Below are 25,477 nucleotides of genomic sequence, written 5' to 3'. Positions count from 1 at the left end.
ATATTCCAGTTCTTCTGCTCTTTGTGCCTTTGCTTCCAGACTCTCTAATTTCTGCTGAATTTCAGGCGTCACACCAAACTTTTCAGCACGTTGTAATAAATCTTGTTGTTCAATTGCTTGCATCATACTATCAAGGTCGTTATAACCTGCTTGTTTCATAAAGAAGTTCATCGCACGGTCATATGTGTCATAGTTACCATATCGCTCAGAAACTTCTTGTTCCCAACGCTGACGTTCTTCCATAAGAGCCGCTTGTGTACGTTCTTGTAATCTCTTCGCAAAAGCTTGTGATTGTTCCATACCTTCTGGTGGTTGTCCTTCTGGATTTTCTCCACCTTCCAATTGTTGCCCAGGTGTTGTTTCTATTTGCCCAGTTGGCTCTGTTATTTCTCCTGTACCTTGTGGAGGCGTGAGTTCTCCACCTAAGTCGCTAGGAGGTACCGTTTCCGTTACGACCTCACCACCGCCTTCCAAACCATTAAAGAATTGAAAATTACCTAAACGTAAACGAAATGGTTTTAACATATTTCTTTCCTCCTGTGGGTGGGCGCAAGTCCACATTCACCACATTCAACGCCCGAATTTTTGTATAGAAAAAAGCCGCTATTAGTAGCGACTTATAAAACAACCCAATCTTCAGCTAAAGCATCAGAAGTGCTAGGTGACCACATGGCATGAGTTCCATCAGCACATCTTAACTGTAAGTATGGGCGAACTTTAAATAAATCTCCCTCATTTATACCCAAAGCTTCAGCGGTCTGTTTGTTGCAAGGAATTCCATCAGGATAACCCTTCTGATAAACTACAAACATATTTTTACCATTCCAACCTTTACGAGAAACCTTTTCTCCTGCCCTAACTGCTTCGATTGCTTGGCCGAAGTTCATTATTCAACAACCTCCCAATCTTCTGCTAACATATCTGTTTGTGATGCTAACCAAGGAACAAATGTATCATCAGCTGTTTTCATACCAATCCAGGGAAGGAGTCCTTTGCATTTGTTGCCACCTACCACTTCAAAAGAGATATCAAACTCCCCCTGCTTTACGAGTCTTAACCACATACCTTCATCATTCCAACCTTTACGAGCCACTGTCTTACCTTGTTTCAATGCTTCAAGCGCTTGACCAAAAGTCATTATTCTACAACCTCCCAATTCTCAGCAAATAATTCAATGTTTGTTTCCTTCCACGGAACTCTACCAAAACGAGATTTTACATACAAATATGGAGCGGTCATTTTGCTATGTTCATCAGGGAACTGTGCACGAATTACTACATCGTTACTCCAATGTGGTAATCGCATACCCTTACCTTTTTTCACTTCTTCAAACGCTTTCCCAAAATTCATTTATCTCTCACCCTTCTGCACTTCTTTTTCTACTTTCTTTTCTTCAATATCTAATTTCCGATGTTGTAGCTGTAAGTCTTGTTCTTTCATAGCTTTCTGCTCTTCTTGCATGTGTTGTTCTTGTTCCATCTGCTGCCTTCTATCCGCTTCCATTGGCGCATTGAGTGCCTCCATATGTTGCTGTACATGGTCATCAACTNTGCATGTGTTGTTCTTGTTCCATCTGCTGCCTTCTATCCGCTTCCATTGGCGCATTGAGTGCCTCCATATGTTGCTGTACATGGTCATCAACTAACTGCTGCACTTCAGGTGGTAATTCATCGTATAAGCTTGATTTTCGAAAAGCATTATGAATATATATATGCACTTCATGATCGTAAAAGTCACGTACCTGCGGTGTCGTTAGTTGTAGTTGTGGTGGTTGCATGCCAGCCTGCATGGGGTCTACACCTTGTGCTTGCATCGCTTGGGCTTGCTCCTCAAACTGTTGTTGCTGGATGCTGTATTGTTGCAATGCTTGCAATGATTCTGGTTGCTGTCCAATTTGCTCAAACTGTTTATTTTCCATTTTCGCCTTGTTTTCATCAAGCTGTTGCATTTCAAACAATTCATTACTATCGCCCATACCCATGAGCTTTAAAAACCCCTGAGTATCTGGTGAACCATCTTTCTTCACAATTGCCCCTTTGTCCCACATGGTCATAATGCGGTCTTGTTGCGCTGATTTCATTTCTGGAAGAGAAGAACCTTGAATAATATTAATGTCTTCTCCACCACTTAAATCAGATCCAGTAAAGCTTATTAATTCAATATCATTATCAGGACCAAGAATACGGGCCATACGTTCTTCGGTATAATGTTTCTTCATCAGCATAAGTACACGTTGCAATAAACGTTTCATACCATGCTCATAGTTTTGAGAAGAAACCGCAAGCTTCTCATTCTCCTGTTCTACCATAAGAGATAATCCGCTATACGTATCTAATCCAGAAGGTAATCGTCCTTGTGAAATTTCACGTGCACCTGATAAATCATCGATATCCGCATCATGATTATTTAAAATACGATCATAGAAGGACGGGATATCTGGCGCACCAACTCTTTCAGGTCTCGCGCCCTCAATTGGTGTATAATGAACAATTCCACCTTCTTCATTCGTAATTTCATCTTCATCCACACTTGACCCCATGGGCACAAGCCACATGCTATTCCCCATTTTCCTTGCATGTGTGGCAAACATAGAGCGCATAATATTGATTTCACGCTGAATCGGCAACATATCTTTAATAAATGCTTCCGCTTTNCTATTCCCCATTTTCCTTGCATGTGTGGCAAACATAGAGCGCATAATATTGATTTCACGCTGAATCGGCAACATATCTTTAATAAATGCTTCCGCTTTTACGCTTCCTGGTATCGGAATATCACCAAAGATAAAGAACGGAATGTCTCCAGCATTTTCGTCTATATCCAGCAATTGTCCACCTGCAATCGTAACTTTCAATCCATTTGGATGCTTACCACACGGTTTTACCCACATTTCATCCACCATTCCCCATTTTCCTTGCATGTGTGGCAAACATAGAGCGCATAATATTGATTTCACGCTGAATCGGCAACATATCTTTAATAAATGCTTCCGCTTTTACGCTCCCTGGTATCGGAATATCACCAAAGATAAAGAAAGGAATGTCCCCAGCATTTTCGTCTATATCCAGCAATTGTCCACCTGCAATCGTAACTTTCAATCCATTTGGATGCTTACCACACGGTTTTACCCACATTTCATCCACCATCGCCATATTTGGACGCTTTTTACTTGTAGAATTGAATCCATTTTGCGGTGTCACATCAAACGCGGCCGCAAATCCCACATTTTCATCAGCAGCGACATCTTTTCCGTAGCGCTCTTGAATGTAATCAATATCACGTGGCTTTCTTTCCACAATCCAACGAATCTCTTCGTCCATTTCGGCGGCGGGGTCAATGTATACTGTGAGTGGATCACAAATACGACAACGGATTTCACCTGTATACAACTTTTGCATATCTTCTGCGAATCCAATTTCCCCTTCCCCTGGTGTAATATCTTGACCCGCTTCCGCATCAAAGTACACTTTTGCGGCACACCAGCCTTTTACACCGTTATTCAGGAAAATATCACGTGTTTTCCGATCCATTCCTGTTTGTTCCCACCAATATTTAAGAAATTTGGATGCTGCCTTCGCAATTTCAATGCGCGTTTCATCGTTACTATCAGGTACAACATCAAATTTCACACGATTTTTAATTTGTTTCGCGAGCTTGACCATCATACGTGGTCGAATTTGGTTCACTGTAATTCGCTGTTCTCCATTTTCAAGAGGTGCAGTAATCATTTTCTTACTTGTCGGATTCCACACAAGCCACTGGTTCCCACGATAATAGTTTACTTGTGCCATCATTTGGCGTTTCTCTTCCCAGTCCTCGGCTTGGGTAATACGTTCTTCCACAAGAGACACCCAATCATCAGGGCGTTTCTGTTCTTGCTTTTGTTCCTTTGGTTTATTGAGACCAAACAATGCTTCTCACCCTCTTCACACGAAAAAAGAGCCTATACGTTGGAATACGCAAGCTCTTTTAAGATTTCTTCACTCTCGACTTCGACACTTTCTTTTCCGCTTTGATTTCATACCCTTCCACACACAACTCTTTTATCTCTACAGGTGTATAGGCAAATGTCGGGTCAACTTCAGCTCTCTTTTCATACATTTCCTCATAATCATCAGCTACCGCGAATTTTTCAATACTACCTAACGTTAAATGAAACACTCTAGCCATATCGTGGCCACTCCTATTCTAAATGGTATGTTGGTACAGGCTTTTCTTCTTTTTGTGCTTTTACCATCTTCACTTCACCCTGTTTATATTCAGCAAAAGATGGTGCTTGGATACGATCGTACAATTCCTTACGCTCTTGCTTCCACACATCACGTTCACCTTGATGTACACGCTCCATTTCATATGCAAACACACCAAGAAATACAATGACTGCAACTAATATAAAAAAGACAACATACGTCATTGTAGTTGCCCTCCTTTCCTTCGCCCTCTCGATAGTCTAATAATGTGGCGATGTACCTTTTCTTCTAATGTCACTGGCTGTAGTTGCCCTCCTTTCCTTCGCCCTCTCGATAGTCTAATAATGTGGCGATGTACCTTTTCTTCTAATGTCACTGGCTCTTTTGGAATGAATTTTTCCTTCGCATGATAATAGATAAATCGGTTTAATGCTTGTGACATTGCATCTACCTGGTCATCATTTTTCCCTTGTGGAAAGGATGCGCACTCTTCCACAAAGTCCTGTGTCCATGGAGCATACCTTGGTAAATATACATTTCCTGATTCAATATATGGTGAGACTGCATTTACACGTGCAACCTTCCCGCCTTGTGGATTCACTGGAATCATACCGCCTATTTCATTCTTTAACATCGAAATAATAGCTGGACCATTCGCCTTATCCTCCACTAATTTAGCGTGTGCTTTCGGATACTTCCTTACCATATTACGAATGGCTTGTAGGGTAGTTGGGAAATTCATACGTGCCTTGAGATTATCGATTAAATACATATCCGCACCATTCTTGCCCCATACCTGAATACAAACAAAGTCACTATCTGCTTCATCTTTAAACGTTGCATCAATACTCATGATGATGTGCACCATCTTTGGCAACGTATCATAATACTGCCACCATTTACGCTTTAATAGATTCCCTTCCGCTGCGGTTGGTCTACCTTGATACAATGAGTTAAAGCTACTTGGATATCGTTTCCGTTCTTGTATGAACTCTAACCCATATCGTTCTGGCCACAATGGTTCACCTACTGCTCGTCCTATTACATCATCTTCCTCAGCTTCCAGTGGAAGATTATATACTTGCCAAGGTAAAGGTTCACCATATTCCTTACTTAACAACCGACCCTGTAAATCATCTTCGTGCCATCTTGTTAGAATCAGTATGACAATTGCACCAGGATGTAAACGAGTAGAGAAGCTATCTATCCACTCATCCCAAATCTTACCGCGATGTGTTTCACTATCCGCTTCCTCACGGTTCTTAATCGGGTCATCGATAATCATTAAGTCCGCACCCATACCAGTGATACCTGATAAAACACCACGTGAGATCATGCCACCTATTTCATTATCCAGTAACCATTCATCATGTGCCGAGCTTTCTTTAGATATTTGGATATCAAATAAATCTGGTCCATACTGTTTTACCTTCTCTTTATTCTTCTTACCAAAACGACGAGCGAATGTATCACTATAACTTATCTCAATCACTCTCTCCTCTGGAAAGTTCCCCAAATAATACGATGGTAACGTCTCTGTAATGGTCATCGATTTACTATGACGTGGTGGCATATTAATTGCAATGTATTGGTTCGTGGTCGGAATCTCGCCTGCATTCATTTGTTTCTTTTTATCAATCGCTTCCTGAATGACACCACCAACAAACTCACTATGCGGTGCTTTCTTATATCTACCTTCATGTACATAACATCACGACGTGCTATTTCTCTTTGAATTTCATCAACTGTCGGAAGATTTTTTAAGGAGGCTTTCAAGTTGTTTCAACTCCTCTGACGTGTACTTACTTAAATCAGCCTTTTGTACAATCGTTTGTTTCATTTCACCACTATGGTCAATCTCACGTCGGTCACGCCATGCATCAGGCTTTCTATTCTTTAACCAAAAGATGACGGCAGTTGTATCAGGTGCGACTTGTCGCTTAACCCTTTTTGTTTCAACATCTTGAAAGTCATCGTCTTCACTAACTTGTTGTTTTTCCACCGTTACTTCCTCATACGTATAACCTAATGCACGTTTTAGTAGTGCATTCTCTACTTCACGATCCACTACTTCTTTTCCACGACGTACAGCTTGATCCATGATTGGATGTTTCTTTCTCCAATTATGAAGTGTAACGCGAGTAACACCCATGTTATAAGCAATTTGTTCATCGATAAGACCATCACGTGCCCAGCCTTCCATTTTTAATAAGCCTTCTTTGGTTAACCATCTTTTGATTTTCGTCATCACTCTCACCTCACCCAAAATAAAAAAGCAGCAATGTTTCGCTACTTTAAATTTGTTTTATTATTTTCATTTTCTCTAATGTATCTGTACAAGGTTGCTCTTGAAACATTAAACATCTCACATACTGATATTTTTGATTCACCTTGTTCTATCATTTTCAGCATACCTTCAATCTGTTGTGGTGTATGTGCTTTCTTTCTGCCACCTTCTCTTCCTCTTGCTTTAGCAGCAGCTACACCACTTATAACACGTTCATTAATAACTTCTCGTTCCATTTCAGCCATTGCACCAAATATATGGAATAAAAATCTTCCCATTGTTGTAGATGTATCAATACCATCTTTAATAGATACAAAGTGAATTCCTTTTTCATTGAACTCTTGAAGCAAATTAACAAGCTGATGCATTGTTCTTCCTAAACGATCTAACTTATAAACAACTAATGTACCCCCTTTTCGAAGCTTTCCAAGAAGTGATTGAAGTTCAACCCTGTCTTTTTTAGCTCCACTTTCTTTTTCTGTGACGATTTCCTCACAACCGAAGCGTTTCAATTCATCTAATTGCATATCCAAACTTTGCTTTTTCGTTGAAACACGCGCATATCCAAATATCATTGAACCATCACCCTTTGCTTTTGATGGTTTCATTGTATCAATTACCTGTATCGAAATCAATAGTTTTTGATACATAGTTTTGACACATTCGAATCATTGATATAAGGGTGTATGCTTCACTGTCTCATAATCAATTGTTTGTGAGACAGTGAAGCACTCTAAATCATCCAATCATTTGCCAACATATCCCTTTGATATAACGTATTAGCACGGATCCCCTCTTTACCTACCATCAATGTATTTAAAGCATCAGAATAGCTCAAATCACGCTTTAAAACGGATGTATACATCATATGTACCAACTCTCCTTTTATGGTGTAAAAAATGTTTTATTACATGATAAAAAAGAGCACCTACGTCAGTAGATACTCTAAAAAAGGAGCTAATATGAGTGAATATGAAACAACGGAGGGTTGTCCCATACTCCAATATATGCTTGTCTATATGAAAAGGTGCAAACGTAAGAGAGCACTCCCCAGCAAGTGCTCTCTCTTAAAAAATATAGGTAACTGTATTCTCAACCGTTCTATATTATTGTATGTTTATCCATTCTCATTATGTTTGAAATTGTTTGCTAAACACAAAAAGCACCCGTTTCAGCGAGTGCTCTTCAAAAAGGAGATTAAATGAAAGATAACAATTGTTTATGTTACATTATGTTTATCCTCATAAAAGTGTGACAAATGAAAAAAGCACCTGTGCCAGGGCGCTCTTTTCATGACAGAATGTGATTTTTTATGAGCCTTTTTATAAAAAAGAATAAACTTGCACTAATATAATATGATCTTCTTTTAATTTGGTTACTAATAATGCGGTATGTGATATTTCATTTAATGAATATCATTTAAAACCTAACACATACTATTTCTAAAAGGGGTGCGAAATGAAAATTGCACAATTTCTGCTTATTCTTTTTATTTTTCTAATCCTTACATGGTTATGGTTTATGTGATTAAAAAAGAGCAACCATGCATCCGTTGCCCTTTCGTCAAATGTCTATGCTATTACTATAAACCATTTTTTCAATGGATAATATCGGTGGAACTTACTGTTAAAAAAGTGTAAGTTTTTCAGCAAACTTAATTCTCCTCATAATCTCAGCATGCTTTTGATAAATGTAACTTCGACTATAGCCGAATTCAATTGCAAGATACTCTAATGTTTTTCCTTCAACATACTTACCGTACATAATCTTATGCTCTAAACCTTTAAAGGTACGAATTAACTTCTTCAAATCATGTAAATCATTCATTTTATGGGCTAGTTCATATTCAATCCGTTCAATATGATCTTCTACTTTGGTACCATCTGAGTCAGGCGCTAATTTATACTTCGATAAATCACCACCCCGCCAGCGTTTTAATTCCCTTTGACTACGCTGTAGGTTAAATTCAATATACTCAATTTCCCCTTCTAATTCTTGATATACCTTTAACCAGTTAAACAAATGATGATTCACCTGCCTTTTTTAGTAAAATGCGTTACCATCTGTTACCGCCTTCAAACCCTTGATACGAATGCGTTCATCGTACTTTCACAGTCAAAAAGTAACGCATTTACCCCCTAAATTTCTTTATATAGTATATTTTTTCATCTTTTCTCTTTATATATATTTTATAAAGAAAGTGAATTTATCTGTTACCATCTGTTACCTTAGATAAAACCCTTGATATGACTGCAATTATGAGGTAACAGATATCTGTTACTAGTAACGCATTTATCTGTTATTTTGATTAAAAACACATGAGAATCTGTGATTTTTGAGGATTTTTGTGACCAAAAATGGTCAAACATATTTTTAAACCTATTGATATAACTGAGTTTAAAAAACGCTTTGACCAAAAAAACGGTCACGACCCTTTGACCATGTCTTTTGGAAGCGCGAAAAAATTCTATTCATTATTGATGAAAATGCGCTTATTCTTACCGTCAACCTTTTGAACATGTGATTTATAGCCAAATAACTGAGAAATTTGCTTACTAAAATTAATATTACTAACCGATTGAAAGCCATTCTCCACACAATACACTTTATACTGAAGATATACATCTCCTACGACCGACCGTTCTAGTTCAATATTTTCATTATTTACGAAACTAATAATCGGATTATTTTCTTCCTGGTATTTCACAAGCTCTTCTTCAACTGCTTTTGATTTCGTGAATTTCTTTTCTTCAAGCAAACGTTTCAAGCTTTTTAAAGCCAGAATCAATATATATTGCATGGATTCATCAGATAATAACTTATCTGTAATAAATGGATCATAATCTTCACCTTCAGGTGTGAACTTTGCTTTAAATGGTACAATTTGAAGTCTTCGCCCTAATCCATCAGTGAAATCATTAATACGTGGCATTTCATTTGCACTAAAGATTAATTTTGCATAGTTCGTAAAGTCGAATGGATCCTTACCTTTTCTCTCTACGTTCAATGTTTCACCAGTAGAAAGCTTTTTAAATACCGATGATTCTTTAATGTACCCTTTGCCAATATCATCACCAATGTTTGCTAACTTTCCAAACAGTTCAGCCGTTTTAAATCGCTGGTCCAATTCATTTAAATCTAATGAAGATGCGTTTTCTTCTCCTACTAACTGACGGATAATCTTTAAATAAGATGATTTTCCGTTCGAACCATTCCCCGTTAAGATGAACGTAGCTGCAAACTCATTACGACGAAATAAAATATAACCAAGAATCTCTTCTAAAATAGAGCGAATTGTTTTATCATTTACCGCAATTTTATTTAATGTTTTATCCGTAACTTTATAGTAAGCATCTGGAATATAAGCGACTGGAATTTTATTACGTGTAATAATTTCAGGTGTAAAGTCTTCTAATTGCCACGTTTCTAAATTAAATACACCGTTCTTCACAACAACATATTTGGTAGAAGCAAAATTTTTATGCTTTGCTTTTAACTGTAAATAAGCCAATGTTTCTTGACGTTGCATCCTTTTTAAAGCTGGAATATGTTTAATCATGGCTTCTTCAATATCTTCTTGCTTGTCCGAATATACACCGTCTTTATAGATGTGTAGGATATTTGTGATCTTACAGATATGATGTTCATTTATTAGAAAATCCCCGAATTTTTCATGTTGGAAGGCGCCCTTTATGTAAAAGGACTCCTTCATGAATGCTTCATCACGTAAAATTATATTTAATTCATTTTGTTCAACAGGCTCTTCCAAAATATAATTATTAATAATGGAAATGGTCTCTTTAATATCGTTTTTAGCCATTCCTTGAGATTGCAATTTTAATATATAAGTAAACAATTTATCATTTCGCCCATCACCTTCAGTCATTTTGGTGAGGTTCGGATTTTTTTTATTGTACGGATATAACCAAGTTGGTAATGGATCATGTTCATTTGTTTTTCGTAACCATCTACGAGTTTCACCATTTATTTTAAGTGGATCGGCAGTGTTTTTTATTCCTAATTTATAATCACAAAGTAGCCCGATATTGGAAAACCACTTTATTTTATTTGCTGTAATGTCATAGCCTTTGAAATAAAAATGCATACCATTTGTTGTTTCTAATACGGAGCATCGAATATTTTTATCTTCTATGATGTCTAGAAGCATTTCAGCTTCATCTATATCGTCAATATCAACCATAATGTAATCGTCATCTAAAATACCTACGAAGGAGTCATGTTTTCTTGCTGTATGATACGATAATAACTTCGTGCCATCCTTAAATTTACTAGCTGCATGTTTTCCGTTGCCCTTCAGGTACCCTTTATACAAAGAAATCACCAACTTTCATAAAACGCCCTTATAATTTATTTTAATAAACTTTAAATTGTCAGATACCTACGGTATTAAAAAAGATTTTAAAAACGAATTTAACCCATTATATGAAGTCATTTTTTCTAAAAACTGTTTAAAGCTCAATATTTTGTTAATAATGTAGATACAGTTTCTGATTTCCCTTCATACCCGAGGGCTTAGCAGTTAGCTTTTGCTAGCTGCTCTTTTATTTTTGTTCACTTCCACCCATCTATCATCATCTAATAGCCAACCTTGCTTATATAATTCTGTTAATGTTTCACGTCTCTTTTCTCTCACACTACAAACCGCCTCAATCATACTTCTCAAACCCTTTTGATGCTCGGTTATTCTGTTTTCATAATCCAACATATCTTTTTCATAATTCCTAACATAATCTTTATAAGCTGCAATTCTTTCTTCCGGCCACTTTTCCATATTATTTATCCTCCCCTAAAAAATCATCAATTCTTTTATTTGCTAACTCCCAATACCACCAATAATCTAATTTACCTGGTATTTTCATATCACTAATCTCATCATTTACAATGAAACATCGTTCAGGTACATAGGCGATTTTCTCAGCGGTCCCATCTTTTACTTTCCGTAACTCTTTATCGTTCAAATCAACACTTGCAAATACACGAAATACTTTTTCATTCATCCTTCTTGTGCCGTACCTTGCATAATCATATTTGCTACTTATCTTTACAATCTTTTGAAACTTCACTAGTTCCGTACAATTAAAGATTGTTTTCTCTGGATCAATGCCTTTTACGAAATAATTAACAACTGCTTCATTTACAATTGGTAAATCGTAATCAAGTGGATTCAGTTTTTTTACATAAGCACCCTTAGATTTATATTTCCCTTCCGCATCTACTAAAATATAATTATTAACGTCCTTCTGAATCACTTTGACAAACTCTTCGAATTCTAATTTCATTTTTGTGCGATGTTCCCATGCGTAACAAATATCATCAATCACATCGTAATCATTATAATGCTGCAGCTTAACTAAAACGCCATCCGTATTTGATTGGATAATTTCGCAATGTGGCTCCAATTTTTCAATTAAATCAAGAAGTAATGTCATTCCACCAATACAAACATTGTTGGCCATAAGTGGATCATAAAGACCATTGTACTTATCCTTCATCGCTCCATATGTCCCATTAATTACAATTTTCAAGGGGGCTTGTCGTTTATCTTTAACAGCTTTATATTTAATCCTGGTGTCACGAATGCTACGAAATTTACCAGGATTCTTTACGTTTCTAGATAAATAGCCATACTCAATCATCAATGCAGGATAATAACTTTCTACGTCTATATTCAGAAAGTGACCAGTACCAGCGTAATTACTTCTTGCACCGTGCAAACCACCCCATGCGAAAAGGTGCGGTACACCTGCAATATTGAGTTCTAAAACCTTATTGTAATCTTTATTTTCTTTATAAAAACCCAGGACTTCGGTGTACTTATTGATTTTCAACGTTGCTGGAAATGTAAAATCAAATTCATCATCCCTTGGAACAGTGGGTTGCTTAGCATCTAGAATAAAGGCACTTAATTGCGCTTTTGTTTTGGATATATGTTTGAGTGGTAAATGAAACATCTTTAAAAGTTCAACTTGTGATTCAAATTCCGTAATCGTTTCTATGAAAATATGCATGGTCTCATGTACATCATGGCGACAATATTTGATTACTTCCTCAATTTCTTGTTCCGTTAGTTCACGTTGTGTATGGAATGAAACTGAAGTTTCACGTATATCATGACCTTGAAACCCTTCTAATTGCTTTAAAGAACGAAATTTATTAGTCATTACATCAAAATTAAATAGCTGTATCTTCCAAAAATCTTTATAAAACTTCCACCCCAGTTCACGTTTTACAATAATCCAATGGTTCATTTCTTGAGGTGTAAAACCGCAAATAATGGCTTTTAAAATGTATTGGTCATAATGACGAGAGTTATAACCAACCCAAATGTCATTTTTATGTTCGTTATAAAAATCAATTAAAGCTTGTTCATTATTCACGAAAATTTCTTCTGATTGATCGTCTGTATTTGTAATGACTACTAACCAATCATGTGGGAACACTTCGAAATCGTAAAAGAGCATGATATCACTCCTTTCACTCATTTAGCCAAAAGAAAAGAGAGCTCGGAAGCTCTCTTTATTCAGTTATTCAACTTCAAACACTTCGACAATTTTAAATTGATCGTAACCTTTTTTGTCCGTTTCTTTTTCAAGTAAATATTCAAATTTACCGTCGATGTCTTCATGAATATCAAGTATTAAATCTGCATACTCTCCAAAGCTAGTAAATTTAACGTCTTCTTCTTTGCAATCCCAAAGCTTACGTAACATTTCATTATTTTGATGAACTTGATAACCCCACGCTTTATCATTTTGAGGTTGCATTACTTTGTAATAGAAAATCTTTTGACCCTCAAATTCACCATCAACGATGTTGAACCAAATCATAAGCATTGGGTCACCTTTCTTAGATTCAGTGAGTTCCATTTTTTCAACCGCTACTTCATATTGACCATCCGGAACCTTTTCAAAGTCTCCGCCACCACCGTTTTCCTCTACTTCTTGTACATCTGCTGCTAACGCTTCTAAATCTACTTTTTTATCAAATTTAGACCAGTTAAATTTTTTCTCTGCCATTATTCATCTTCTCCTTCTTCATCGTCATTAACTGAAACTGTACCATCTGGATTCACACTATATTCCACACCTTCATGTTTTTCACCAGATTCTTCATCACCTTTTGGAGATGCCTCTGCATCTTCCATAATTTCACGTGGCGTGTTATAGCTGAAAGCTAGATCAACTAAGAAGTAAGTACCATATTTATTGTGTTTTTCACTAATTTTGAATGATGTTAGATATGCATTATCCTTTGCTTCTGTCACAATTCCTTCCGCTTCTTCACGAGTATCAGCATAATGCTGTTCTTTTGTATTCAGTTCCTTTACTGCCATAATTTATCTCTCCCTTTTTATAATTATTTATTTGATCTTGATCTACGCGTACGTTTAGATGCTTCTTCTTCAGTTGGCCCATCAGCTTCACCTGGTGGCGTATCATCTTCAACCGCTTTACGTTGACGACGTTCACGCTTTGGCTTTTCTTCCTCAACAGGTGCATCTGGTTCTTCCTTACGAGAACGACGACTGCGTTTTGACTTCTCTTCTGGTTCATCATCTGCAGACTTATCTTCATTTTCAGCAAGCCACTGTTCATATTCTTTTTTCGTACGTTCATCAAAAATATCTGTTTCTAAGAAGTCTAATGACTCACCCTTTTTAACTACAATGAAATCATCAGAACCTTCATGTTGGAAATACATCGTTTTTGTGGCCACATTTTCTTCAGACGTGCCTTCCTTTTGCTTACGCCCTGTGCGTTTTGGTTTTTTCTCTTTCGTCTTTTCTTCTTGTGCAGCCGTAAGTTCTTCAATAAATGCTTCCATATCAAGCGGAATTGTATCTACTTGGAAATCATAACGACCACCACCGAATACATTTTGTTTTTTCGTAAGTTGTAAAAATCGTTTATCATCCGAATCGACATAAGCACGTAATGTTAAATCAACTGTTCCCGAAAGGAAATTTGCTACTTTGTCATTGATATTTGGTTTGAATGTTGTACGCTTCGCTCCACCTTTCAGGGTGTATTCCTCAACTTTTTCCTTACTGATATAAATAATTTGGTACCCTAACGCCTTCAATCGCTTCATAGCGTTATTAAACTCAGTTGTTACTAATGACCAACCTTTGCCATATGAACCATCTGACTCATGCTCCCAACTGTTTTTATCAAATACATATACACGGCAATGTTCATAAAGGTCTTCGACCAGGTCAATTGCTACAGCTTCATAATCATTTTCAGCGGCTTCTAATTCAGCAACTACATCCAGGAATAAATCCCAAGCTAATTTACGACTTGTCACACGTCCTTTTTTCGTTACTTCATCTACAATTGGGATAACAGGTGCTGTCGTATTATCCGTGTTACCATCCGTATTTAAGAAAAGAACATTTTCCACTTGATCTACGAAAGTACTCTTTCCAGTGTAACTATCTGCATATAACCAAAAGTCTGGCTTTGTATCAATTTTTCTTTCACGACGTTCATTTTTAGGTAATACCATTTCAATCTCTCCCTTTTCATTTTCTATAGCTTCTAAATAGTTAGGTCTGAAACGTGGGTTACAAGCAAAGCAATTTCCACTTGCATTTCTCTTTGAAAAGCTGTTGGCTTTTTCAATCGTTTTGATGCTATTTAAGAAATACACCGTTTTCATTTCATCAAATTCAATTGGAACAAATTCAACTTGCGATTCCTCCACTGTTTGTACTAAACGTTTTCTAAAGGTGTGTAAATCTTCATCTTTCTTTTGCTTAATACTTGTTTTCGGGACAAATAGATAAGCTAATTTTTTTATATCAAACCCGTCTTGCTCCAAGTAATCTTTATAAATGTGCAACTGTCCGCTGTTCATATAATTCTTAACATGATTTGAATATTTAAAATCTATAACCATACATGTACCGTCAGGTGCTTTTAAAATAAGGTCAACAAACCCAACATAATTTGGTTTATCAATCTTGTATTCGTGAATGAACTCAAATTCCCCGAATGCTTCTTCTAAGAAGTTTTGTACTTTTGGAATTAATATTTCTAGCTTCATCGCTTCTTCTACAATGGCATCATTCATGACTGGAAATGCATTGTAGTATTCATTTAAAGCTGTTTCTACATCATTTTCTATTCCTGTATGCAAAGCATGACCAATGATTAATGGATTTGCTGCATTTGTTAAATCCTGAATTTCAGTTAAACGTTTGTTGTACCTTATATCAAAGTGATAGGGACAATCTTCATACAGTGAAACTCGACTATAACTATATTGCGTCATCAAAACCACCGTTCTTTCCATGCTTCAAAATCTTTTGGCCTTAAAATATAAGCTTGTCCGCCTGAATCTTTTATTTTACGAATGTTATATAGTTGTAGCTTTGAAGGTGTACCTACATCCGTTTTCAACTCAATTCCATGAAACATTCCACCAATACATGCTAAAATGTCGGGTATTCCTTCTTTGGTATACTGACTACCAGCCCAATACTTTACGTGCCATACACCTTTTTCTTTTAAATATTTGATAACTTTTGCTTGGAATTGTGACTCTTTCATTTACTTCACCACAAATTTCACATGAGCTTTTCGAACAGATGTCTTTGGATAATCTTCTAAAAGCTCACCATATAATTTTGGTTCTTTGTCCTTTAGCTTTTTCGTATCAATTGATGTTGTCTTACTTTCATCAACTCTTGTAATTTTGATTAGATCGTTATCAATGGACTTGATACCGTGCTCATCCATTGCTTTTTCAAGCTCCGCTTTCATTTCTTTTGACTTCTCAGCGAGTGCTTTCTCCTGTTGAGTATGAATTGCAATTGCTGTCATAATTGCCAAATGCTTATTTTCAAATGCTTGCACTTCATTGGGCATTTACATCTTCCTCCTTTTCAAATAAAGCATCTGTATAATCCCTACGCTCTTTCAGAACATCTAACATGCGCCATTCTATCGATCCATCTGTAAGTAAGTAATAGTAAAAACAAGGTCGTTTTTGCCCTATACGATGCGTGCGTTTTTTACTTTGTTCAAACAACTCACTTTTATCTGTTAGCGTAAAATAAACAATCTTATTAGCTTTCTGTAGGTTTAATCCCATCGCGCCAGCTTGATATTGAATTAATGTGACCGAGTTATCATGTTTTTCATAGGCTGAAAGGTCCTTAATATCACCGTTTATTGTAGCAATTGGTCGTTCGATTAAATCGACCAGTGCCATATATTCCTTTTTAAAGTTGTAAAAGATGATGATGCGGTCATTTGTACTTTCTATAAGGTCCTTGATGTATTGTAATTTATGTTCGTTATAACTCCCTGCAAGTTGCCTTAAGTACAACTTCTTTGCTGCTGGTGTATCGCCGATTAGTAATTCTTCACCAATTTCTATAATGTGATGCTTCTTAAATTCGTTGTACATCTTGGTAACAGGTATCTTCACTGGAATCTCATTGGTATTGGGTAAATCAAAGACTTCCTCTGTTTTCATAAATACGGCACCATGCTTCTTTAACTTTGCTTTTAGTCGCTCTACGTTTTTATAACCTGTAATTTTCATTTGTTGGTTTTTATCGTCCCATTCCTGAACTACGAATTGTTTTAAGAATAATTTTTTACTAATATTCCAACCTAACAAATGCAATTGTGACCACAATTCTTCATACTTTCCACCTGTCGGTGTACCTGATAGTAAAATGACATTTTCAGCGTTTAATCCCAAGATAAATTTACTTCGATTAGACTTTTCATTTTTAATCATGGAAGACTCGTCCAGCATAATTGTGAAATCCTTTAACTTCTTTAGTTCATCCCTACGCCATACCTTGTCATAGTTGATAATTAAAACACTTTCAGGTGGTATATGTTCTAATTGTTGCTTATCGAACACAATTACTTTGTAGTCGTAATGTTGTTCAAAATGCTCTTTCCAGTCGTCTATTTTGGATTTCTGACAGATTAATAAGTTATATGGTGTATTGAGCTCCCACATTTTTTCAGAGCCTACAAAGGTCTTCCCTAGCCCCATATCAAGGTAGTACGCCACACGACTATGCTTGTATGTATCGTTTAACGCTCTATCTTGGTGTGGAAAGAGTTGCATGTACATCACCAAATTTCGTGTTATAATGTCGTTAATATATGTTTCTATTAGACCGTCAGCCCCAACTGGCGGTTTCTCTTATATGGTAATTTCCCAAGGAAGAATGATCTTTTCACAGGTTGATAATCTGGATTGATTTTTAGAAAAGCTGCATTTTTCTTTTGATGTACTGTAGATTTACCCATTCCAAGTCTCACTGCAATTTCTTCTGCGGTATACCCTTCACCAATATGCAGTATGATGGCTTTTTCTTTTCCGTTTAGAACACCTGTGACTTCTTCAAATTCAAGAAGTGTTGTTACCTCTTCTTCCACATCAATATCTGATACTGCAAAAAAATCATTTATTACTTCCCCATCTCGATGTAAATCAATAGATCGCGTCTCAATTTGGTTTCTTTCGTCCACACTGACATATCGACTAACTTTAAATAAAGTACCTTTTAAGTGAATTTCATTACTCAAATACCATCGCAATCCTCTCATCACGTAAGCGCTAAATGTACCTATTCTTTCTGGATTATGTTTCACACACCGCTCCCAAAGATACATATTTCCCACTTGCACCAAATCATCAAATTCCATATTGTTATTTTCAGCAATTCGTTTCGCCATGTGATAACTACCAAATTGTTGTTTGATCGCAGCAAATACTAGATGTTGTTTTTCTTCGAACAACTCTTCAGGTTTCATTTTCTTTTACCATCCCTTCATTATTTTTCAAATAGCTCGTCCACTGTTGTTTTGAAGTATTTTGCAAGCTTCTGGGCTTCTTTTAAGGTGAAATCACGTTTACAATTTTCTTTTAGATAATAAGTTTGCTTACACATGTTTACTAACTTCCCAGCCGCTTCTTGTGTCATACGCTTCTCTTTTCGAGCGATAAATAGATTTTTATACATTGAGATCATCCTTATTTAGCAATTGTTTCTTCGTGTAATTTAGCAGTATCTACAGCATGACGCCCTAACTCACTAACGATTTCTTGCGTTTTTTCTACCCCATGTATTTCAACCAAATCCAGTACAAACTGATTAAAATTCCACAGCTTTGATGTACCTATTAGCCTTACAAGCTTTTTTTCACGATCACCGTATTCCTGGATGTTCATTTTGGTTTATCCCCCTTCAGTTATAAATTTGGAATTACACGTGTAGCAAATGTATTTCGATGCAATAAGTGAAGTTGTCCATCTGTTTTCTTAAAGATCAACCAGTTTTCAGGATTCAACTTATACGACGCAATACGGACTTTTTCACGTTTAGATGGTTTTTTGCCATTTTTCATTCTTATCACCTCCCTTCAGTTAACTCGTTTTCTTACAAGATTTTATCTTTTCCGCAATTCGCGGAAATGCATTCAAAAAAATTTCTTCCGAAGGAAAATCCATTTGCATAGCTAGTTTCAATACCCATTTTTCCGCATTATGCAGATAAGAAGGTAATAGAAGCCACTCTACTGGAAACTCTAAAAATGTTGCAATTTTCATAGCCAAAGATGCCCCGGGTGTTCTTCTTCCACTCTCGATGTCTGCATAGTGTGTAGGACTTATATTTAAAGCTTCCGCAATGTCTGCTTGCGTCAACTCATGTTGTTTTCTTATTTTCACAAGCCAATCTCTTTTCATGAGGTACCCCCTTACTTCGCTTATTGCTTATTATATTATACGCGTTATGCGTAAAAGTAAATACCCTTTTATACGCTATATGCGTAGATTTTATTTTTATTTTAGTGTAAGCTGTTTATACAGGTATTCAAGTTATAGTAAAACGGGTAAAGTACTCTATTTTAGGGGGGTTTTATAAATGGATATAGGAGGAAACTTAAAGTTTCTACGCAAAAGATATGGGTGGACAACAGAACATGTGGCAAATCAATTAGAAGTCTCAATTTCAACCTACAATGGTTATGAAATAAACTACAGAAAACCAAATCCCGAAATGCTATGTAAATTAGCTGATGTGTTTAATTCCACAACTGATTTCATATTAGGGAGAATTGATAATCCAGATGGCTCCAAAGATAACCTACAAGATATTTTAGAAAACGGTACACTTAATTATGGTGGAAGAGAACTTACTATCGAGGAAACTGAAAAAGTAAGAGATTTTTTCAACATTGCTATAAAACGTATGTTGAGTTAACAAAAAAAAGGAATAGCATTTGGCTAGTCCTTTTTTTGTTGCAATATATTCGTGATTTCATCAAATTCCTTTTTCGTATATATTCCTGTTTTATATAACTCATTTATCACATATTCAACATCACAACTGACTTTTTTAGACTCTAAGAGTTTTCCAATCATACATTTTGTTTGTTCTACTACCCCTACAGTTTCTAACATCAAAATTCCTCCCTTTTCTATTGGTAAAAATTTGCGGTTGTTTTTTTCTGGTTCAGAATATAATCAGCCAAGCCCAGAAAGTACGAAAGAGGCTGCGTAGTCGCAACCTCTTTCATTTCGATATTTAATTTCCCCTCATAACCCACCTGGTTCCGAATTCATATATTGTACATATTCGTTATTTAGTTGCTTACTAGCAACATGCTCTTTCTCAGCTACCCCTGTGTTTAAAGCTAATGCTAACGCACCAACAACGCCTAACAATAGTATACCAATTTTTCTCATACTCTCTCAACCTCTCCCTGTTTCTTTTTTAATAATTCAATTGTACGTCGTACCGCTTTAGCATAATGGTAATTTGCAACCCGCTCAAAGCGCATAAGTGCCTTTTCCAAGCCCTCTAAATCTTCATTTATCCTAGCAATGTAGTAATCAGTAAAAGGTGAGCCACCACGTTCTTTAACTAAATTATATATCATTTCTAATCCTTTTTCCTTATCTTCATACAATCCTATATAGTAACCTAATTCTGAAACATCAATGTAATCGAAATTAATTTTGTCTAAATTAAAACCAAATTCAATATATAAGTAATTTAATGTAGTATTAAAAGCTTTATACTTTCTACTTTCACGAGATACTCCATGTTTATCTAGGTAATTGATACTATTCAAAATCCACTTTTCCGAGAGAAGCTGGTCTTCAAACATATAGCTTTCTCCAAGACAACACATGCTGGTCGCCCTAATTAGTGGTATAAGAATTTCACTCGTTAAAATCTTATTGCATTTTTGACGGCACAATTCTAATTTATCATCAAACATATGAATGTAAGCCATCCGCTCATCAAAATACATCGTTAACCAACTATTTATAAATTTATCTGTAACTTCTAATAAATATTGTTCCACATTATCAGTATACGGATGCATTGCTCTTATATTAAATATGTCATTCATAGTAAAAGCATATAAAGTATTCAACATTATCTGGCACTCAGCATCTGTGGAAAAGGTCTGTTGCTTCATCTCATCTAATAAAGGCTGACCTTTCTTTTCATTTTTATTTCTTTTATTAAATATTTCATATACACGTAAATATTTTCTTACCTCTTCATTAGCTTGGTTTTCCTTTATTATAAAGTCCATTAATTCATACTCACCAGTACCTTGACAATAAACTAGCGATTTACGAATATTAAGATCATTTTGAGAAAGTTTAATAAAACTTCGTATTACTTCCTGCCGTTCTTCTAAATTTTCATAGACAACATCCATGATTTTCATAAATGCGTCTAATTTCATTTCAGCTGTTTTACCGGTTACAATTCCGTCAGTAATGACCGAACGATCTACACCGACTTTCTTTGCTAACGGACGAATCTTAAATCCTTTATCATCCATATCTTGCTTTATCTTCTTCATTAGTTCTTTCATCAAATTGTGCTTAAATTCTTTTTGTAGATGTTTTTTAGAGTTTTTTCTCGTCTTTTCTTTTAACTCCTTCACAAACTTACTTCCCCCTTCTCCGAACATAAACTTTCCATCCTAACAATTTTTTCAATAAGAACATTGCTTAAATATGATATACTAAGATGGACTCATACGAGGCAAGTGTTTCCTAAGTACCAGTTAGGGAACGGTGTAATTGTGGTGATGACACTTTTACACACGCTTCTATGGGTCTTTATTTATGTTCAATAATATTATTTTGTTAATTTCTTAAACTTTCGAAACTGCAAATTCTCTTCCAGAATTGGATATACGCACCCAATATAACACAATTCCATTTAAAATAATTGTCTTTTTTGATTTTTTCAACAATTATCTCTTTAAAATGACAATTATTTCCCATTCTCCTATTGTTTTGCTAGTATATTTCAATTTTAGTGATACAAAACCAACCATTATGAAAAATTCACACCCAGCCAATCAGTAATTTTTATTGATTACCCAAAAATACCCTTTTATTTTTTATCAATATTAACAGATAGCACTATATGATAATATAAAAGTATCCTTTCTGTTTTAATTAATATGATGGTTTAATAATAATTGAGTTCCCTTACTCTTCTGTTATTAAAAGTAAGACGGTTTAATTTCGTAGACATCCTAATTAGGATGTCTTTTTTTGTTTTATAGGAACTGTAATAATGCAATTTTGCATAACCACAAAACAATACACCATGTACATAATAAAAGTAGTACAATAAAAAGCGTGGATACATTCTATAAAGCAGATTCTCTTATTATTAAGAGCGTAATATGTCAATCGCACTTGTGACATAGCGTTTATCTAAATATTTACCTCGCTTCTTTTTTATTGTGTGTGCTAACAATCTGGATTTAAAGATGATTCTGTTTTATAGGGTGTGTTTNGTGACATAGCGTTTATCTAAATATTTACCTCGCTTCTTTTTTATTGTGTGTGCTAACAATCTGGATTTAAAGATGATTCTGTTTTATAGGGTGTGTTTACATCCCAATAAAAGAGGTACACCTCTATTTATTTAAAGAAATATTAAGCTGAAAGAAAAGGCACTCTCATATTGATTGTGCCTTTTCTTTTTTTATACACGCTGATATACTATCCATACAAGGACCTTTAGCTCAGTTGGTCAGAGCAGACGGCTCATAACCGTCCGGTCATAGGTTCAAATCCTATAAGGTCCATTTGGTTTTTAAACGNTCATATTGATTGTGCCTTTTCTTTTTTTATACACGCTGATATACTATCCATACAAGGACCTTTAGCTCAGTTGGTCAGAGCAGACGGCTCATAACCGTCCGGTCATAGGTTCAAATCCTATAAGGTCCATTTGGTTTTTAAACGGCATATGTTATAATTGAATTTCCATCACAAAACGTCTTAGTTGCTTCAAACTTCTAAGACTAGAATCCGTTGCATATTGTAGCGGATTCTTTTTATTAGACTGACTCTTTTTATTAACAAATGGCATAACATAAAATTAGCCGTTTACCAATTGTTATTTCTTCAAATTTAAATCCATTATTAAGATGTTCTTATTAGAACATCTTTTCTTTTGGTAACAAACAAGCTATAATCTATTCAATAAATTGAATTATCACTCTTTACGTATACAATGAGGAGGAATTCCTTTGGTAATCTATAAAGATGAACAACGCGGGACTTATTATTTTGTCACAAGGGTTCGACAATTAGACGGTACTTTAAAACAAGTAAAACGTCGTGGATTTAAAACAAAAAAAGAAGCTCGTGAAGCCGAAGCTAAAATGTTAGTTGAAAAAGTAACAACTTCTAGTCTTACTTTTTCACAAGTTGCAGATAGCTATTTTGATTGGTACTCACAAAGGAGAAAACAATCTTCTATAGTGACGATTAGAAACGTCATCTACAATCATCTAATAACCGAGTTTGGGAAATTAAAAATCGAGCAGATTACCCCCAAACATATTATGAATTATCAAAATAAGATTATTAATCAGTATTCAGCCAAACATTTAAAGAAGATCCACGCAGTCCTTTCTGCTATATTTAATTTTTCAATTAAATTCCATGGTTTAACCACTAATCCCGCAAGAATTACGGGGAATTTTGAGAAAGAATCAAATAAACGAATGAACTTTTGGGAATTTGAAGAATTTAAGCAATTTATTGCAGTTGTGGACGAGCTATTATACAAAGCATTTTTTTCAACACTTTATTATAGTGGAGCAAGAAAAGGAGAACTACTTGCTTTGACTTGGTCGGATATTAATTTTGAAGAAAAAACAATTGATATTAATAAAACAGAATTTGAAAGAAAAGTAACAAAACCAAAAACTAAAGCTTCTAACAGAATAATCATGTTACCAACGCATTGTATCGATTTATTAAAAGAGTTACATTGTGAAAAATCCAAAGAATTTCCTGTCAAAAATGATTATGTTGTATTTGGAGAATTTCGTAGCAGTATTGCCGTTTCCACTCTTAGTAGGAACTACCAAAAGTATTTGAAAATGTCTGACGTTAAAAAGATTTTAATCCACGAATTTAGGCATTCCCATGCATCTTATTTAATAAATAAAGGCGTCAGTCCACTTGTAGTAGCCCAACGCCTAGGTCATTCAAATGTGTCAACTACTTTAAATACTTATAGTCATTTGTATCCTTCTAAACAGGCGGAAGTGGTTGCATTTATGGAGAACGATTTGGTATAATTGTTTCCAAAATGTTACCACGACCTCCTTAAACACTGATATTACTCATTTAAAAAAGAAGTTAACCTTCTGGTTCAGTTTGATTCTGCGTAGTTCCTTGCGTTACAACACTTGTTTTATCTGCATTTTCCCCATCATATTTGACATTTTTAACTGCAAAATAAATAAGAAAATGTCCAGCACCTAAAATACATAATAAGTAAGGTAAACTTTTTTCAGGTGGAAAGAATAGTACAGCACATAAAAAACTTAAAATGGAACAGATTCTTCCGGCATTTAACCATAACTCCCGGACAACGACATATTCCACACGCCATTCTCTCGCATTTTTAGCTCTACCAATTACGTCATATGTCATTGACCCGTATGGAACAAGTAAAATAGGATATGCAACCGCAATACATGCCGCATAAATAAGTAATTTCGTGTATGTAACATTGAAAATAACTAAAAAGACGACAGCATATAAAATAATGCCCCCAAGTAAAATTGCTTTTTTTCGCCACTCTTTCTTTAACATGCGAGCGACCAAGTAATAACATACAAAGGATACAGCAGAGTTCACTAAACTATATTTCCCTAATGCGAACTCACTATTAGTTGCTAAATACACATATACTGAAATGACAAAAATAAACGTTCCTTCTCTCAATCCTTGGAAAAAATGAGCTCGTGTAATCTTTCCCCAATTTTTATCAACTCTTCGTTCTTTCAATACTTGCACAATTTCATAACGCCCTTCACATTCTCTTTTAGATAAAAAGAAACTTAAGACGACAGCAATTGCAAATAAAACTAATGAAAGAAAGAATATAACAGTATAACCACTCCATTTCTCCATGCGTGAAATTGTGTATCCTGCTGCTATTGGTCCAATCATCCCAGAGAAAGATGTAAGAAGTCCAAGAAATCCATTAAAGAAATCTCTTGTTTCTGGTTCTGTAATTTCAAATGTCAATAAGTTAAAAGCCAACCAGTAAAAACCGTATCCTACTCCTAAAAGAGCCCCCATTAATAAAATATACTGAGAAGCACTTTTTCCAGCCACTAAAACAACTATAAAAAAAATTGCGAGCGTTCCTACTCCTATTCGTAATAAAATCGAGCGATCGATACGTTTCGCTAATTTCCCCCCTACAAGAAATGTGAGAGGCTGTAATACAACGCTGGCCAAATTATACAAGCCAAGATTCACATAATTTTGTGTTTGCTTCCATAAATAAATATTTACAAACGTATTCGATAAAGAAATTGCGAGCGTGTATAAACCTCCTATAAGGAGCAATAACACTAAATCCCGATTCACTTCAACGTCACCAATTATATGTTTCCACTTCATACACAACTCTCCTTTACTT

At 35.5% G+C, this 25,477-nt stretch carries 31 protein-coding genes, 2 tRNA genes and 4 pseudogenes; 4 read left to right on the top strand and 33 right to left on the bottom strand.

Going from position 1 to position 25,477, the window contains the following annotated elements:
- The 28 genes and pseudogenes from ASE54_RS30660 to ASE54_RS30540 form a co-directional block, all read right to left on the bottom strand.
- A pseudogene (locus ASE54_RS30660) lies at positions 1–525 on the bottom strand (MFS transporter); the annotation flags it as partial.
- Positions 526–617: 92 nt separating this feature from the next.
- Positions 618–887: a DUF2829 domain-containing protein gene (locus tag ASE54_RS30655; RefSeq protein ID WP_001009051.1), complete on the bottom strand. Its 270-nt coding sequence runs from the start codon at positions 885–887 to the stop codon at positions 618–620.
- Entirely contained in the window at positions 887–1,138 is a 252-nt protein-coding gene (locus ASE54_RS30650; protein WP_014895339.1) for a DUF2829 domain-containing protein, read from the bottom strand. The genes ASE54_RS30655 and ASE54_RS30650 overlap by 1 nt, the downstream gene beginning before the upstream one ends.
- On the bottom strand, positions 1,138–1,350 hold the full coding sequence (locus ASE54_RS30645) for a hypothetical protein (protein WP_001009041.1): 213 nt from the start codon (positions 1,348–1,350) through the stop codon (positions 1,138–1,140). The genes ASE54_RS30650 and ASE54_RS30645 overlap by 1 nt, the downstream gene beginning before the upstream one ends.
- Positions 1,351–1,549, bottom strand: a pseudogene (locus ASE54_RS37670) (hypothetical protein); the annotation flags it as partial.
- A gap of 93 nt (positions 1,550–1,642) precedes the next feature.
- Positions 1,643–2,653, bottom strand: a pseudogene (locus tag ASE54_RS37665) (hypothetical protein); the annotation flags it as partial.
- A 238-nt stretch (positions 2,654–2,891) separates the two neighbouring features.
- Positions 2,892–3,911 (bottom strand): hypothetical protein, encoded by a 1,020-nt coding sequence (locus tag ASE54_RS30635; protein ID WP_057187525.1) that lies wholly within the window; start codon positions 3,909–3,911, stop codon positions 2,892–2,894.
- A gap of 58 nt (positions 3,912–3,969) precedes the next feature.
- Positions 3,970–4,170 carry a hypothetical protein gene (locus ASE54_RS30630; protein ID WP_000124816.1) on the bottom strand — a complete coding sequence of 67 codons (201 nt, stop codon included), beginning with the start codon at positions 4,168–4,170 and terminating at the stop codon, positions 3,970–3,972.
- 13 nt (positions 4,171–4,183) lie between these two features.
- Positions 4,184–4,414, bottom strand: a complete 231-nt coding sequence (locus tag ASE54_RS30625; RefSeq protein ID WP_000222861.1) for a hypothetical protein — start codon at positions 4,412–4,414, stop codon at positions 4,184–4,186.
- Positions 4,411–5,811 carry a phage terminase large subunit gene (terL, locus tag ASE54_RS30620; protein WP_235567879.1) on the bottom strand — a complete coding sequence of 467 codons (1,401 nt, stop codon included), beginning with the start codon at positions 5,809–5,811 and terminating at the stop codon, positions 4,411–4,413. The genes ASE54_RS30625 and terL overlap by 4 nt, the downstream gene beginning before the upstream one ends.
- Before the next feature lie 120 nt (positions 5,812–5,931).
- Entirely contained in the window at positions 5,932–6,438 is a 507-nt protein-coding gene (locus ASE54_RS37310) for a hypothetical protein (RefSeq protein ID WP_000161455.1), read from the bottom strand.
- A 41-nt stretch (positions 6,439–6,479) separates the two neighbouring features.
- Positions 6,480–7,052 (bottom strand): recombinase family protein, encoded by a 573-nt coding sequence (locus ASE54_RS30610; protein ID WP_042992867.1) that lies wholly within the window; start codon positions 7,050–7,052, stop codon positions 6,480–6,482.
- A 158-nt stretch (positions 7,053–7,210) separates the two neighbouring features.
- Positions 7,211–7,345, bottom strand: a complete 135-nt coding sequence (locus ASE54_RS37465) for a hypothetical protein (protein WP_003310215.1) — start codon at positions 7,343–7,345, stop codon at positions 7,211–7,213.
- Positions 7,346–8,103: 758 nt separating this feature from the next.
- Positions 8,104–8,499 (bottom strand): hypothetical protein, encoded by a 396-nt coding sequence (locus ASE54_RS30605; protein WP_000483565.1) that lies wholly within the window; start codon positions 8,497–8,499, stop codon positions 8,104–8,106.
- 445 nt (positions 8,500–8,944) lie between these two features.
- Positions 8,945–10,810: a DNA primase family protein gene (locus ASE54_RS30600; protein WP_000276479.1), complete on the bottom strand. Its 1,866-nt coding sequence runs from the start codon at positions 10,808–10,810 to the stop codon at positions 8,945–8,947.
- A 207-nt stretch (positions 10,811–11,017) separates the two neighbouring features.
- A complete protein-coding gene (locus ASE54_RS30595; protein ID WP_000417045.1) occupies positions 11,018–11,269 on the bottom strand; it encodes a hypothetical protein in 252 nt (83 codons plus the stop codon).
- A 1-nt stretch (position 11,270) separates the two neighbouring features.
- A complete protein-coding gene (locus ASE54_RS30590) occupies positions 11,271–12,959 on the bottom strand; it encodes a hypothetical protein (protein ID WP_014895342.1) in 1,689 nt (562 codons plus the stop codon).
- A 63-nt stretch (positions 12,960–13,022) separates the two neighbouring features.
- Positions 13,023–13,514, bottom strand: coding sequence for a DUF669 domain-containing protein (locus ASE54_RS30585; RefSeq protein ID WP_000818339.1), 492 nt, complete (start codon positions 13,512–13,514; stop codon positions 13,023–13,025).
- Entirely contained in the window at positions 13,514–13,831 is a 318-nt protein-coding gene (locus tag ASE54_RS30580) for a hypothetical protein (protein ID WP_000268681.1), read from the bottom strand. Before ASE54_RS30580 ends, ASE54_RS30585 begins: the two co-directional genes overlap by 1 nt.
- A 23-nt stretch (positions 13,832–13,854) precedes the next feature.
- Positions 13,855–15,774, bottom strand: coding sequence for an AAA family ATPase (locus ASE54_RS30575; protein ID WP_000195964.1), 1,920 nt, complete (start codon positions 15,772–15,774; stop codon positions 13,855–13,857).
- Positions 15,774–16,052, bottom strand: a complete 279-nt coding sequence (locus tag ASE54_RS30570; RefSeq protein WP_000665151.1) for a nuclease — start codon at positions 16,050–16,052, stop codon at positions 15,774–15,776. The genes ASE54_RS30575 and ASE54_RS30570 overlap by 1 nt, the downstream gene beginning before the upstream one ends.
- Complete coding sequence (locus tag ASE54_RS30565; RefSeq protein ID WP_001132421.1) at positions 16,053–16,370, bottom strand: hypothetical protein; 318 nt, start codon at positions 16,368–16,370, stop codon at positions 16,053–16,055.
- Positions 16,360–17,595 carry a DEAD/DEAH box helicase gene (locus tag ASE54_RS30560; protein ID WP_001175895.1) on the bottom strand — a complete coding sequence of 412 codons (1,236 nt, stop codon included), beginning with the start codon at positions 17,593–17,595 and terminating at the stop codon, positions 16,360–16,362. The genes ASE54_RS30565 and ASE54_RS30560 overlap by 11 nt, the downstream gene beginning before the upstream one ends.
- 47 nt (positions 17,596–17,642) lie before the next feature.
- Positions 17,643–18,287 carry a sigma-70 family RNA polymerase sigma factor gene (locus ASE54_RS30555; RefSeq protein ID WP_000801520.1) on the bottom strand — a complete coding sequence of 215 codons (645 nt, stop codon included), beginning with the start codon at positions 18,285–18,287 and terminating at the stop codon, positions 17,643–17,645.
- Between the two features lie 20 nt (positions 18,288–18,307).
- Positions 18,308–18,496 (bottom strand): helix-turn-helix domain-containing protein, encoded by a 189-nt coding sequence (locus tag ASE54_RS30550; RefSeq protein WP_000277639.1) that lies wholly within the window; start codon positions 18,494–18,496, stop codon positions 18,308–18,310.
- Between the two features lie 11 nt (positions 18,497–18,507).
- Positions 18,508–18,705 (bottom strand): hypothetical protein, encoded by a 198-nt coding sequence (locus ASE54_RS30545; protein WP_001025461.1) that lies wholly within the window; start codon positions 18,703–18,705, stop codon positions 18,508–18,510.
- A gap of 20 nt (positions 18,706–18,725) precedes the next feature.
- Entirely contained in the window at positions 18,726–18,881 is a 156-nt protein-coding gene (locus ASE54_RS36630; RefSeq protein ID WP_000788379.1) for a hypothetical protein, read from the bottom strand.
- Positions 18,882–18,900: 19 nt separating this feature from the next.
- Positions 18,901–19,221 carry a helix-turn-helix transcriptional regulator gene (locus tag ASE54_RS30540; protein WP_000817630.1) on the bottom strand — a complete coding sequence of 107 codons (321 nt, stop codon included), beginning with the start codon at positions 19,219–19,221 and terminating at the stop codon, positions 18,901–18,903.
- 178 nt (positions 19,222–19,399) lie between these two features.
- On the opposite strand from ASE54_RS30540, the gene ASE54_RS30535 reads away from it, so the two are divergent.
- Positions 19,400–19,738, top strand: coding sequence for a helix-turn-helix transcriptional regulator (locus ASE54_RS30535; protein ID WP_000351012.1), 339 nt, complete (start codon positions 19,400–19,402; stop codon positions 19,736–19,738).
- A gap of 23 nt (positions 19,739–19,761) precedes the next feature.
- On the opposite strand, the gene ASE54_RS36625 is transcribed toward ASE54_RS30535, so the two are convergent.
- The 4 genes and pseudogenes from ASE54_RS36625 to ASE54_RS37660 form a co-directional block, all read right to left on the bottom strand.
- On the bottom strand, positions 19,762–19,938 hold the full coding sequence (locus tag ASE54_RS36625; RefSeq protein ID WP_000894923.1) for a hypothetical protein: 177 nt from the start codon (positions 19,936–19,938) through the stop codon (positions 19,762–19,764).
- 135 nt (positions 19,939–20,073) lie between these two features.
- Positions 20,074–20,223 carry a hypothetical protein gene (locus tag ASE54_RS36620; RefSeq protein ID WP_001226060.1) on the bottom strand — a complete coding sequence of 50 codons (150 nt, stop codon included), beginning with the start codon at positions 20,221–20,223 and terminating at the stop codon, positions 20,074–20,076.
- Positions 20,220–21,473 (bottom strand): AimR family lysis-lysogeny pheromone receptor, encoded by a 1,254-nt coding sequence (locus tag ASE54_RS30530; RefSeq protein ID WP_000466631.1) that lies wholly within the window; start codon positions 21,471–21,473, stop codon positions 20,220–20,222. Before ASE54_RS30530 ends, ASE54_RS36620 begins: the two co-directional genes overlap by 4 nt.
- 186 nt (positions 21,474–21,659) lie before the next feature.
- Positions 21,660–21,845, bottom strand: a pseudogene (locus tag ASE54_RS37660) (hypothetical protein).
- 691 nt (positions 21,846–22,536) lie between these two features.
- Between ASE54_RS37660 and ASE54_RS30525 the strand changes: the two are divergent.
- The 3 genes from ASE54_RS30525 (at position 22,537) to ASE54_RS30515 (ending at position 24,119) form a co-directional block, all read left to right on the top strand.
- A tRNA-Ile gene (locus ASE54_RS30525) sits at positions 22,537–22,610 on the top strand.
- Between the two features lie 71 nt (positions 22,611–22,681).
- Positions 22,682–22,755, top strand: a tRNA-Ile gene (locus ASE54_RS30520).
- A 302-nt stretch (positions 22,756–23,057) separates the two neighbouring features.
- On the top strand, positions 23,058–24,119 hold the full coding sequence (locus tag ASE54_RS30515) for a site-specific integrase (protein ID WP_000237492.1): 1,062 nt from the start codon (positions 23,058–23,060) through the stop codon (positions 24,117–24,119).
- A gap of 61 nt (positions 24,120–24,180) precedes the next feature.
- Here ASE54_RS30515 and ASE54_RS30510 read toward each other — a convergent pair whose 3' ends face one another.
- The gene (locus ASE54_RS30510; protein WP_000871388.1) at positions 24,181–25,458 is read right to left on the bottom strand and encodes an MFS transporter; all 1,278 of its coding nucleotides are present in this window, start codon (positions 25,456–25,458) and stop codon (positions 24,181–24,183) included.
- Between the last annotated feature and the right edge of the window lie 19 nt (positions 25,459–25,477).

The organism is Bacillus sp. Root131 (assembly GCF_001429475.1).
GTDB lineage: Bacteria > Bacillota > Bacilli > Bacillales > Bacillaceae_G > Bacillus_A > Bacillus_A thuringiensis_S.
The sequence above is the reverse complement of the archived record's forward strand: the minus strand, read 5'-3'. Positions and strand labels throughout refer to the sequence as shown.

Bases quoted from the DNA above. Each gene is read 5' to 3' on its own strand.
- ASE54_RS30655 (WP_001009051.1), bottom strand. From the start codon at position 887: ATGAACTTCGGCCAAGCAATCGAAGCAGTTAGGGCAGGAGAAAAGGTT.
- ASE54_RS30650 (WP_014895339.1), bottom strand. From the start codon at position 1,138: ATGACTTTTGGTCAAGCGCTTGAAGCATTGAAACAAGGTAAGACAGTG.
- ASE54_RS30645 (WP_001009041.1), bottom strand. From the start codon at position 1,350: ATGAATTTTGGGAAAGCGTTTGAAGAAGTGAAAAAAGGTAAGGGTATG.
- ASE54_RS30630 (WP_000124816.1), bottom strand. From the start codon at position 4,170: ATGGCTAGAGTGTTTCATTTAACGTTAGGTAGTATTGAAAAATTCGCG.
- ASE54_RS30625 (WP_000222861.1), bottom strand. From the start codon at position 4,414: ATGACGTATGTTGTCTTTTTTATATTAGTTGCAGTCATTGTATTTCTT.
- terL (WP_235567879.1), bottom strand. From the start codon at position 5,811: ATGAATGCAGGCGAGATTCCGACCACGAACCAATACATTGCAATTAAT.
- ASE54_RS37310 (WP_000161455.1), bottom strand. From the start codon at position 6,438: ATGACGAAAATCAAAAGATGGTTAACCAAAGAAGGCTTATTAAAAATG.
- ASE54_RS30610 (WP_042992867.1), bottom strand. From the start codon at position 7,052: ATGATATTTGGATATGCGCGTGTTTCAACGAAAAAGCAAAGTTTGGAT.
- ASE54_RS37465 (WP_003310215.1), bottom strand. From the start codon at position 7,345: ATGATGTATACATCCGTTTTAAAGCGTGATTTGAGCTATTCTGATGCT.
- ASE54_RS30595 (WP_000417045.1), bottom strand. From the start codon at position 11,269: ATGGAAAAGTGGCCGGAAGAAAGAATTGCAGCTTATAAAGATTATGTT.
- ASE54_RS30590 (WP_014895342.1), bottom strand. From the start codon at position 12,959: ATGCTCTTTTACGATTTCGAAGTGTTCCCACATGATTGGTTAGTAGTC.
- ASE54_RS30585 (WP_000818339.1), bottom strand. From the start codon at position 13,514: ATGGCAGAGAAAAAATTTAACTGGTCTAAATTTGATAAAAAAGTAGAT.
- ASE54_RS30580 (WP_000268681.1), bottom strand. From the start codon at position 13,831: ATGGCAGTAAAGGAACTGAATACAAAAGAACAGCATTATGCTGATACT.
- ASE54_RS30575 (WP_000195964.1), bottom strand. From the start codon at position 15,774: ATGACGCAATATAGTTATAGTCGAGTTTCACTGTATGAAGATTGTCCC.
- ASE54_RS30570 (WP_000665151.1), bottom strand. From the start codon at position 16,052: ATGAAAGAGTCACAATTCCAAGCAAAAGTTATCAAATATTTAAAAGAA.
- ASE54_RS30565 (WP_001132421.1), bottom strand. From the start codon at position 16,370: ATGCCCAATGAAGTGCAAGCATTTGAAAATAAGCATTTGGCAATTATG.
- ASE54_RS30560 (WP_001175895.1), bottom strand. From the start codon at position 17,595: ATGCAACTCTTTCCACACCAAGATAGAGCGTTAAACGATACATACAAG.
- ASE54_RS30555 (WP_000801520.1), bottom strand. From the start codon at position 18,287: ATGAAACCTGAAGAGTTGTTCGAAGAAAAACAACATCTAGTATTTGCT.
- ASE54_RS30550 (WP_000277639.1), bottom strand. From the start codon at position 18,496: ATGTATAAAAATCTATTTATCGCTCGAAAAGAGAAGCGTATGACACAA.
- ASE54_RS30545 (WP_001025461.1), bottom strand. From the start codon at position 18,705: ATGAACATCCAGGAATACGGTGATCGTGAAAAAAAGCTTGTAAGGCTA.
- ASE54_RS36630 (WP_000788379.1), bottom strand. From the start codon at position 18,881: ATGAAAAATGGCAAAAAACCATCTAAACGTGAAAAAGTCCGTATTGCG.
- ASE54_RS30540 (WP_000817630.1), bottom strand. From the start codon at position 19,221: ATGAAAAGAGATTGGCTTGTGAAAATAAGAAAACAACATGAGTTGACG.
- ASE54_RS30535 (WP_000351012.1), top strand. From the start codon at position 19,400: ATGGATATAGGAGGAAACTTAAAGTTTCTACGCAAAAGATATGGGTGG.
- ASE54_RS36625 (WP_000894923.1), bottom strand. From the start codon at position 19,938: ATGTTAGAAACTGTAGGGGTAGTAGAACAAACAAAATGTATGATTGGA.
- ASE54_RS36620 (WP_001226060.1), bottom strand. From the start codon at position 20,223: ATGAGAAAAATTGGTATACTATTGTTAGGCGTTGTTGGTGCGTTAGCA.
- ASE54_RS30530 (WP_000466631.1), bottom strand. From the start codon at position 21,473: ATGTTCGGAGAAGGGGGAAGTAAGTTTGTGAAGGAGTTAAAAGAAAAG.
- ASE54_RS30510 (WP_000871388.1), bottom strand. From the start codon at position 25,458: ATGAAGTGGAAACATATAATTGGTGACGTTGAAGTGAATCGGGATTTA.